Genomic DNA, 8,823 nt, shown 5'->3' with positions numbered 1-8,823 from the left:
CGGCCCGACCAAGACGATGACCGTGCGCGAGGCGCTGCGCGAGGCGATGACGCTGGAGATGCGCGCCGATAAGGATGTGTTCCTGATGGGCGAGGAAGTCGCGCAATATCAGGGCGCGTATAAGATCTCGCAGGGTATGCTGGACGAGTTCGGGCCCAAGCGCGTGATCGACACGCCGATCACCGAGCATGGCTTCACCGGCATGGCGGTGGGCGCGGCGATGAACGGGCTGAAACCGATCGTCGAGTTCATGACCTTCAACTTCGCCATGCAGGCGATCGACCAGATCATCAATTCCGCCGCCAAGACCCTGTATATGTCGGGCGGGCAGATGGGCGCGCAGATCGTGTTCCGCGGCCCCAACGGCGCCGCCGCCCGCGTCGGCGCGCAGCATAGCCAGTGTTACGCGAGCTGGTACGCGCATTGCCCCGGCCTGAAAGTGGTGGCGCCGTGGAGCGCGGCGGATGCCAAGGGGCTGATGCGCGCCGCCATCCGCGACCCGAACCCGGTGATCGTGCTGGAAAACGAGATCCTGTACGGGCACAGCTTCGAGTGCCCCGTTTCCGAGGATTTCGTGCTGCCGATCGGCAAGGCAAAGATCGAGCGCGCGGGCAGCGATGTGACCATCATCGCCTTCTCGATCATGGTGGATGTGGCGCTGAAGGCCGCCGAGGCGCTGGCCGAGCAGGGCATCTCCGCCGAGGTGATCAACCTGCGCTCAATCCGCCCGCTGGATATCGAGACCATCGCGGCAAGCGTGCGCAAGACCTCGCGCGTGGTGAGTGTGGAAGAGGGCTGGCCGTTCGCGGGCATCGGCTCGGAGATCATCGCCACCGTGGTCGAGCATTGCTTCGACTGGCTGGATGCCCCGCCCGTACGCGTGGCGGGTGTGGACGTGCCGATGCCCTACGCCGCAAATCTGGAAAAACTGGCGCTGCCGCAGCCCGGCTGGGTTGTGGACGCGGTGAAGAAACTGTTCTGAGCACGGGAGGCGCAAAATGGCCATTAACATTCTGATGCCCGCTCTGTCGCCGACCATGACGGAGGGCAAACTCGCCAAATGGCTGAAGGCCGAAGGCGATGAAGTGAAGTCGGGCGACATTATCGCCGAGATCGAGACCGATAAGGCGACCATGGAAGTGGAAGCCGTGGATGAGGGGTATCTCGCCAAGATCGTGGTGCCCGAGGGCAGCGAGGGCGTCGCGGTGAACGCGGTGATCGGTATTCTCACCGCGACCAAGGGCGAGGCCGTGACGGCTCCGGCCGCCGCCGCTCCGGCCCCCGTGGCTGCCGCGCCCGCGCCGGCCGCCGCCCTTGCCCCGGCCCCCACCGCCGCGTCTCCGGCCGCTGCGCAGGGTGAGCGCGTGTTCGCCTCGCCGCTGGCCAAGCGCATCGCCAAGCAGGCGGGCATCGATCTCGCCAGCGTAAAGGGCTCCGGCCCTGGCGGGCGGATCGTGAAGGGTGATCTGGACGGCGCGCCCGCTCATGCTCCAGTGGCTTCCCCTGCCCCGGCGGCGGCTCCGGCGCCCGTGGCCGCTCCGGCGCCCAAGCCCGCCGCGCCCGCGCCGGCCATCGCCGCGCCGCACAAGGCGATCCCGCACAGCACGATGCGCAAGGTCATCGCACGGCGGCTTACCGAGTCGAAGCAGAGCGTGCCGCATTTCTATCTGAACCTGGATATCGAGCTGGACGCGCTGCTGAAGCTGCGTGCCGAGCTGAACGCGAAATCGCCCAAGGAGGGCGCGGGCGCGTTCAAGCTTTCGGTCAATGATCTCATCATCAAGGCCTGCGGCGTGGCGCTGAAGCGGCATCCGGGGGTGAACGCCTCGTGGACCGATGAGGCGATTGTGCAATATGACGAGGTGGATATCTCGGTCGCCGTGGCGATCCCCGACGGGCTGATCACGCCGATCGTGAAGGGCGCGGACCGGCTGGGGCTGGCGGCAATCTCCAACGCCATGAAGGATTTGGCCGCGCGGGCCAAGGCCGGCAAGCTGAAGCCCGAGGAATTCCAGGGTGGCGGCTTCTCCATCTCCAATCTCGGCATGTTCGGCATCTCCAGCTTCTCGGCCATCATCAATCCGCCGCAGGCCGCCATTCTGGCCGTCGGCGCGGGTGAGAAGCGCGCCGTGGTGAAGGGCGACGCGATCGTGGCGGCGACGGTGATGACGGCGACGCTGTCGGTGGATCACCGCGTGATCGACGGCGCGCTCGGCGCCGAATTCCTCGCCACGCTGAAGAAGCTGATCGAGGAACCCCTGAGCCTGCTGCTCTGACCCGGAGGGATACAAAATGGCTGATAATTTTGACCTGATCGTCGTTGGCGGCGGGCCGGGCGGCTATGTCGCGGCGATCCGCGCAGCGCAGCTGAAGATGAAGGTGGCGGTGGTCGAGGCCAAGCATCTCGGCGGCATCTGCCTCAACTGGGGCTGCATCCCGACCAAGGCGCTGCTGCGCTCGGCCGAGGTGAAGCACCTGCTCGACCATGCCGGGGAATTCGGCATCTCGGCCGAAAATGTGAAGGTGGATCTGCCGAAGGTCGTGGCCCGCTCGCGCGCGGTCTCCAAGCAGCTCTCGGGCGGCATCGGGCATCTGCTGAAGAAGAACAAGGTGACCGTGTATGACGGTTACGGCAAGCTGATGGGCGGCGGCTATCTCGCCGTCTCGCGCGATGGCAAGCCGGTGGCGCAGCTCGCCGCGCCGCATATCATCCTGGCCACCGGCGCGCGCCCCCGGCAGATTCCGGGGTTGGAGGTCGATGGCAAGCAGATCATCTCCTATTTCGAGGCGATGGTGCCGGAGACCCTGCCGAAATCGCTGCTCATCATGGGCTCGGGCGCGATCGGCATCGAGTTCGCCAGTTTTTACGCCACGCTTGGCACGCAGGTCACTGTTGTCGAGATGATGGACCGTATCCTCCCGGTTGAGGATGCCGAGATTTCGGCACTGGCCCGCAAGAGCTTCGAGAAGCAGGGGATGAAGATCCTGACCTCGGCCACGGTGAAGAAGGCCGAGAAGGGCGCGGCCTCGGTAAAAGTGACGGTAGAGGCCGGCGGCAAGGAGCAGGTCTTCGAGGTCGAGAAGGTGATTTCGGCGGTCGGCATCGTCGGCAATGTCGAGAATATCGGCCTGGAAAACACCAAGGTGAAGGTGGAGCGCACCCATATCGTGGTGGATGGCTATGCCCGCACCGCCGAGCCCGGCGTTTACGCCATTGGCGACGTGGCCGGGCCGCCCTGGCTGGCGCACAAGGCCAGCCATGAAGGCGTGGTCTGCGTGGAGGCGATTGCCGGGCTGAACCCTCACCCGTTCGAGACCTGGAACATCCCCGGCTGCACCTATGCCCGCCCGCAAGTGGCGAGCGTGGGCCTGACCGAGGAGAAAGCCAAGGCCGCCGGACATGAGGTGAAGGTGGGGCGGTTCCCGTTCATCGGCAATGGCAAGGCGATCGCGCTCGGCGAGCCGGAGGGGCTGATCAAGACCATTTTCGACGCCAAGACCGGCGCGCTGCTCGGCGCGCACATGATCGGGGCCGAGGTGACGGAGATGATTCAGGGATATGTCATTGCACGACAGCTGGAGACCACGGAAGCCGAGCTGATGCATACCATCTTCCCGCATCCGACGATCTCGGAAGCCATGCACGAATCCGTGCTTGACGCATTCGGCCAGGTTATCCACTTCTAGCGGCATGGCGACACGCATCGAAATCGACCACCGCGTCCGGCACCCCGAGAAACAGGGGCGGCCGGACAACCCCATCCAGCGCAAGCCGGGCTGGATCAGGGTGAAGGCGCCGACCAGCGCCGTGTATCAGCAAACCCGCGAGCTCATGCGGGAGAAGAAGCTGTCCACGGTGTGCGAGGAGGCGGCTTGCCCGAATATCGGGGAATGCTGGTCGCAGCGCCACGCCACCATGATGATCATGGGCGAGATCTGCACCCGCGCCTGCTCATTCTGCAATGTCTCTACCGGATTGCCGGCGGCGCTGGACGCGGACGAGCCGCGACGCGTGGCGGAAGCCGTGGCGACGCTGGGCCTGCGCCATGTGGTCATCACCTCGGTGGACCGCGACGACCTCGCCGATGGCGGGGCGGCGCATTTCGCCGCCGTGATCGCCGCGGTGCGCGCGACGGCGCCAGGGGTGACGGTGGAAATCCTGACCCCGGACTTCCTGCGCAAACCCGGCGCGCTGGAGGTGGTGGCCGCCGCCAAGGCCGATGTGTTCAACCATAACCTGGAAACCGTGCCCCGGCTCTACCCGGGCATCCGCCCCGGCGCGCGCTATTACCAGAGCCTGCGCCTGCTGGACCGGGTGAAGCAGCTGGAACCGGCGACCTTCACCAAATCGGGCCTGATGGTGGGGCTGGGCGAGACAAGGGCGGAGATCGGCCAGGTGATGGATGATCTGCGCATCGCGGATGTCGATTTCATCACCATCGGGCAGTATCTGCAGCCGACGGTGAAGCACGCGGCGGTGGATAAATTCTGGACCCCGGAGGAATTCGAGGAGCTGGCCAGTATGGCGCGGGCCAAGGGCTTCCTACAGGTTTCGGCGACGCCGCTGACCCGGTCCTCCTATCATGCGGATGCGGATTTCGCGGCGCTGCGCGAGGCCCGCGCCAGGCAGCTCGCGGCGTGACCAAATACACTGAGCAGAAGCTGGTCCCGTATACACCGGACCAGCTCTTCGCGCTGGTCGCGGATGTGGCGAAATATCCGCGCTTCCTGCCCTGGTGCGTGGGGTCGCGCATCCGCAGCCATGTGGGGCATGAGATGATCGCGGATCTCACCATAGGCTTCGGACCGTTCCGCGAGAGCTTCACCTCGCGCGTGCTGCTGCACCCCCCGGCGCCCAATGGGGCGCGCGCGATCCGCGTGGAATATGAGAACGGACCGTTCAAATATCTGCATAATAGCTGGGATTTCACGCCGCATCCCGAGGGATGCCTGGTCGATTTTTTCGTCGATTTCGAATTCCGCAACATCATTCTGCAGAAAGCCATCGGCGCGGTGTTCACCGAGGCGGTGCACCGGATGGTGACCGCCTTCCTCAAGCGGGCGGAGACAGTGTATGGGCCGCCCGCCCTCTCGTCCCCGGCCGGGGTGCGGCACGCCGCCGAATGAGCTTGCGCTAATCGGCCCAGACCAGGCGATGGTGGTCGAAGCCGCGCGGGATCTCGGGCTTGATCACCTGGAAGAAGGGCGAGAGGTCGAAATCGCGCGGGGTGAACAGCCCAGTGTCGTGAATATGGTAAATTTCGCGGGCCTTGCGCGCCACAGCCGGGTCGGGTGAGGCGGTTTCGATGTCCGGCAAGATCGGGTAGCGGATCGCCTGGAAGCTCTCCGCCACCAGGGTGGAGCAGATCGCGCGGGAGGGATCGGCCGACCCCAGCGCGATGGCGCGGCGGCGCCAGGCGCGGGGCAAGGGCAGTGGCACCATATAGCGCGCGAGGTCGAACACGTGCTTGAGGTCATATTGCACGCCGAGGCGGGATTCGGCGTGGGCGACGACCTTCTCCGCCTCTTCATCGGTGAGATCAAGCGCGCGGCAAATGCGCAGATGGTAGCGCGCCAGCTCCTCCAGCTTGAAGCGGCGCACGCCCTGGATGACATCGGCCTCAATGCATTCGCCATCGCCGGCATAGAGCACGGCATGAGACCAGGTGGATTGGGTAAGATATTTGATGACGGAGGAAATCCGCAGATCTCCCTCAACCAGAATCACATCCGCCTTGCGCAGCATCCGGCACAGGGCCGTGATGTCGACCGGCAGGGCCGGCTCCACCTGCACCGGCGTGGTGAGGAAGCGCGCGAGCAGCTCGCCGATGACACGGCGGAGCCGGTTCATCCGGCCTTCTTCTTCCGGGGCTTCGCCGGCGCGAGCAGCGGTTTCAGGAAGCGCCCCGTATAGCTCTCGGGCGCGGCGGCGATCTGCTCGGGCGTGCCGGTGGCGATGATGCGCCCGCCCCCTGCCCCGCCTTCCGGCCCGATATCGATGATGTGGTCGGCGGTTTTGATGACTTCGAGATTATGCTCGATGACGACGATGGAGTTGCCGGCATCGACCAGCGCGTGCAGCACTTCGAGCAGCTTGCGCGTATCCTCGAAATGCAGGCCGGTGGTGGGTTCGTCGAGGATGTAGAGCGTGCGGCCGGTGGCGCGGCGCGCCAGCTCCTTGGCCAGCTTGATGCGCTGCGCCTCGCCGCCCGAAAGCGTGGTGGCCTGCTGGCCGAGCTTGATGTAGCCGAGCCCGACGCGGGCGAGGATGCTGAGCCGGTCATGGATTTTCGGCACGGCGGCGAAGAAGGTGAGCGCCTCGTCCACCGACATGTCCAGCACATCGGCGATGGATTTGCCGCGGAATTTCACCTCCAGCGTCTCGCGGTTATAGCGCTTGCCCTTGCAGGTGTCGCAGGTGACGAACACATCCGGCAGGAAGTGCATCTCGATCTTCAGCACGCCGTCGCCCTGGCAGGCCTCGCAGCGCCCGCCTTTGACGTTGAAGGAGAAGCGGCCGGGCTTGTAGCCGCGCTGGCGGCTCTCGGGAAGTTCGGAGAACCAGTCGCGGATCGGCGCGAACAGATCGGTATAAGTGGCGGGGTTGGAGCGGGGGGTGCGCCCGATCGGGGATTGGTCGATGTCGATGATCTTGTCGAGCTGGTCCAGCCCCTCGATGCGCTCATGCGGCGCGGGCACCTCGCCCGAGCCCATCAGGCGGCGCGAGATCGCCTTGTAGAGCGTATCGACCACCAGCGTCGATTTGCCGCCGCCGGAGACGCCGGTGACGCAGGTGAACACGCCAAGCGGGAATTCGGCCGTGATGGATTTCAGATTATTGCCGCGCGCGCCAATGATCTTGACGACGCGGTTGCTTTGAACGGAACGGCGCGTGGGAACGGGAATGACCCGCCGGCCCGAGAGATAATCGCCGGTGATGGAGGCGGAATTGGCGGCGACCTGGGCGGGCGTGCCCTGCGCCACCACGTGCCCGCCATTCACGCCCGCCTGCGGCCCCATATCGACAAGGTGATCGGCGGCGCGGATCGCGTCTTCGTCATGCTCGACCACCAGCACGGTGTTGCCGAGATTTTTCAGCCGGTTGAGGGTGCCAAGCAGGCGCTCATTATCGCGCTGGTGCAGGCCGATGCTCGGTTCGTCCAGCACATACAGCACGCCGGTGAGGCCGGAGCCGATCTGGCTGGCGAGGCGGATACGCTGGCTCTCGCCGCCCGAGAGCGTGGCCGAGCCGCGCGCCAGGGTGAGGTAGTTGAGCCCGACATCGAGTAGGAATTGCAGGCGGTCATGGATTTCACGCAGGATACGCCTGGCGATTTCGAGACGCTGCGGGGTGAGCGTGTCGGCCACGGTGTCGAACCAGGCTTTCGCCTCGTCGATCGCCATTTCCGCCACCTCGGCCAGGTTTTTGCCCGCCACCTTCACCGCCAGCGCCTCGGGCTTGAGGCGCGCGCCGTTGCAGGCGCGGCAAGGGCGCTCGGCATGGTAGCGGGAAAGCTCCTCGCGCACCCAGACGGAATCGGTTTCCTTCAGGCGCCGTTCAAGGTTTTTGATGACGCCCTCGAAGGGTTTGGTGGTGGTGAAGGACCGCGAGGAGTCGCGATAGGTGATCGTCACCTCCTCCTTGGTGCCGTAAAGGATCGCGTCGCGCACAGGCTCTGGCAGCTTCTCCCAGGGCGTGGTCATCCGGATGCGGAGATGCTTGGCCAGGGAGGCCAGCGTCTGCTCGTAATAAGGCGACATCACGCCCGACCACGGGGCAATGGCGTTGTTCTCCAGGCTGCGCTGCTCGTCGGGCACCACCAGATGCGGATCGAAATAGATCTCGTGGCCGAGGCCGTCGCAAACCGGGCAGGCGCCGTGCGGAGAGTTGAAGGAGAACAGGCGGGGCTCGATTTCCTCGATGGTGAAACCGGAAACCGGGCAGGCGAAGCGCGAGGAGAACACGGTGCGCGCGGCGCTATCGGCGTCTTCGGCGTAGACGATGCCATCGGCCAGGCCCAAGGCGGTCTCGAAGGAATCGGCGAGGCGCTTTTCCAGGCCCGGCTTCACCACCAGGCGGTCCACCACCACCTCGATATCGTGCTTGAGCTTCTTGTTCAGCGCCGGGGCCTGGTCGAGCTCGTAGAGCTTGCCGTCGATCTTGGCGCGGGTGAAGCCCTTGCGCTGTAAATCCTGCAGCTCCTTTTTATACTCGCCCTTGCGGTCGCGGATGACCGGCGCGAGCAGCAGCAGGCGCGTGCCCTCCTTCATCGCCATCACCCGGTCCACCATCTGGCTCACGGTCTGCGCCTCGATCGGCAGGCCGGTGGCGGGCGAATAGGGCACGCCCGCGCGCGCCCAGAGCAGGCGCATGTAATCATGGATTTCGGTGACGGTGCCGACGGTGGAACGCGGATTCTTGGAGGTGGTTTTCTGCTCGATGGAGATGGCGGGAGACAGGCCCTCGATGGAGTCGACATCGGGCTTGCCCATCAACTCCAGGAACTGGCGGGCATAGGCGGAGAGCGACTCGACATAGCGGCGCTGGCCCTCGGCGTAGATCGTGTCGAACGCCAGGGAGGATTTACCCGAACCGGAAAGCCCGGTGATGACGGTGAGCTGGTTGCGCGGAATCTGGATGTCGATGTTCTTCAGATTATGCTCGCGCGCGCCGCGGACGGTGATGAACCCCGCGCCCTTGTCTTCCGCCATGTCTGCCCCAAATGTTCCCGCAATGTTCTTGTAAGATATGGGGTTAGCGGCTACAAAGCAAACCCTGCCGCGCTGGTTTATTTGCGCCGGGTGAGGTAAACTTGAAGACAA

7 protein-coding genes are annotated in these 8,823 nt (G+C 65.2%); 5 read left to right on the top strand and 2 right to left on the bottom strand.

Features of this window, described 5'->3' with window-relative positions:
• From LI953_RS11780 to LI953_RS11760, 5 genes are all read left to right on the top strand, one after another.
• A partial coding sequence (locus LI953_RS11780) for a pyruvate dehydrogenase complex E1 component subunit beta (RefSeq protein ID WP_227076279.1) occupies positions 1 to 982 on the top strand: 982 nt, incomplete at its 5' end.
• 16 nt (positions 983 to 998) lie between these two features.
• Positions 999 to 2,276, top strand: a complete 1,278-nt coding sequence (locus tag LI953_RS11775; protein WP_227076278.1) for a pyruvate dehydrogenase complex dihydrolipoamide acetyltransferase — start codon at positions 999 to 1,001, stop codon at positions 2,274 to 2,276.
• Positions 2,277 to 2,292: 16 nt separating this feature from the next.
• Positions 2,293 to 3,687, top strand: a complete 1,395-nt coding sequence (gene lpdA, locus LI953_RS11770) for a dihydrolipoyl dehydrogenase (RefSeq protein WP_227076277.1) — start codon at positions 2,293 to 2,295, stop codon at positions 3,685 to 3,687.
• Positions 3,688 to 3,691: 4 nt separating this feature from the next.
• Positions 3,692 to 4,642 carry a lipoyl synthase gene (gene lipA, locus LI953_RS11765; RefSeq protein WP_227076276.1) on the top strand — a complete coding sequence of 317 codons (951 nt, stop codon included), beginning with the start codon at positions 3,692 to 3,694 and terminating at the stop codon, positions 4,640 to 4,642.
• Complete coding sequence (locus LI953_RS11760; protein WP_227076275.1) at positions 4,639 to 5,127, top strand: type II toxin-antitoxin system RatA family toxin; 489 nt, start codon at positions 4,639 to 4,641, stop codon at positions 5,125 to 5,127. Before lipA ends, LI953_RS11760 begins: the two co-directional genes overlap by 4 nt.
• A gap of 7 nt (positions 5,128 to 5,134) precedes the next feature.
• Here the strand turns inward: LI953_RS11760 and LI953_RS11755 are convergent, their stop codons facing one another.
• Together LI953_RS11755 and uvrA are read right to left on the bottom strand one after the other, a co-directional pair.
• A complete protein-coding gene (locus tag LI953_RS11755; RefSeq protein WP_227076274.1) occupies positions 5,135 to 5,851 on the bottom strand; it encodes a lipo-like protein in 717 nt (238 codons plus the stop codon).
• Positions 5,848 to 8,712, bottom strand: coding sequence for an excinuclease ABC subunit UvrA (gene uvrA / locus LI953_RS11750; protein ID WP_227076273.1), 2,865 nt, complete (start codon positions 8,710 to 8,712; stop codon positions 5,848 to 5,850). Before uvrA ends, LI953_RS11755 begins: the two co-directional genes overlap by 4 nt.
• Positions 8,713 to 8,823: the final 111 nt, after the last annotated feature.

The sequence above is a fragment of the Acidocella sp. KAb 2-4 genome, assembly GCF_020567705.1.
In the GTDB taxonomy this organism is placed as follows: Bacteria; Pseudomonadota; Alphaproteobacteria; order Acetobacterales; family Acetobacteraceae; genus Acidocella.
Note: the sequence above shows the minus strand (reverse complement) of the source record. Positions and strands in the feature narration are given on the sequence as shown.

Coding starts and splice junctions, on each gene's coding strand:
- LI953_RS11775 (WP_227076278.1), top strand. CDS start 999: ATGGCCATTAACATTCTGATGCCCGCTCTGTCGCCGACCATGACGGAG.
- lpdA (WP_227076277.1), top strand. CDS start 2,293: ATGGCTGATAATTTTGACCTGATCGTCGTTGGCGGCGGGCCGGGCGGC.
- lipA (WP_227076276.1), top strand. CDS start 3,692: ATGGCGACACGCATCGAAATCGACCACCGCGTCCGGCACCCCGAGAAA.
- LI953_RS11755 (WP_227076274.1), bottom strand. CDS start 5,851: ATGAACCGGCTCCGCCGTGTCATCGGCGAGCTGCTCGCGCGCTTCCTC.
- uvrA (WP_227076273.1), bottom strand. CDS start 8,712: ATGGCGGAAGACAAGGGCGCGGGGTTCATCACCGTCCGCGGCGCGCGC.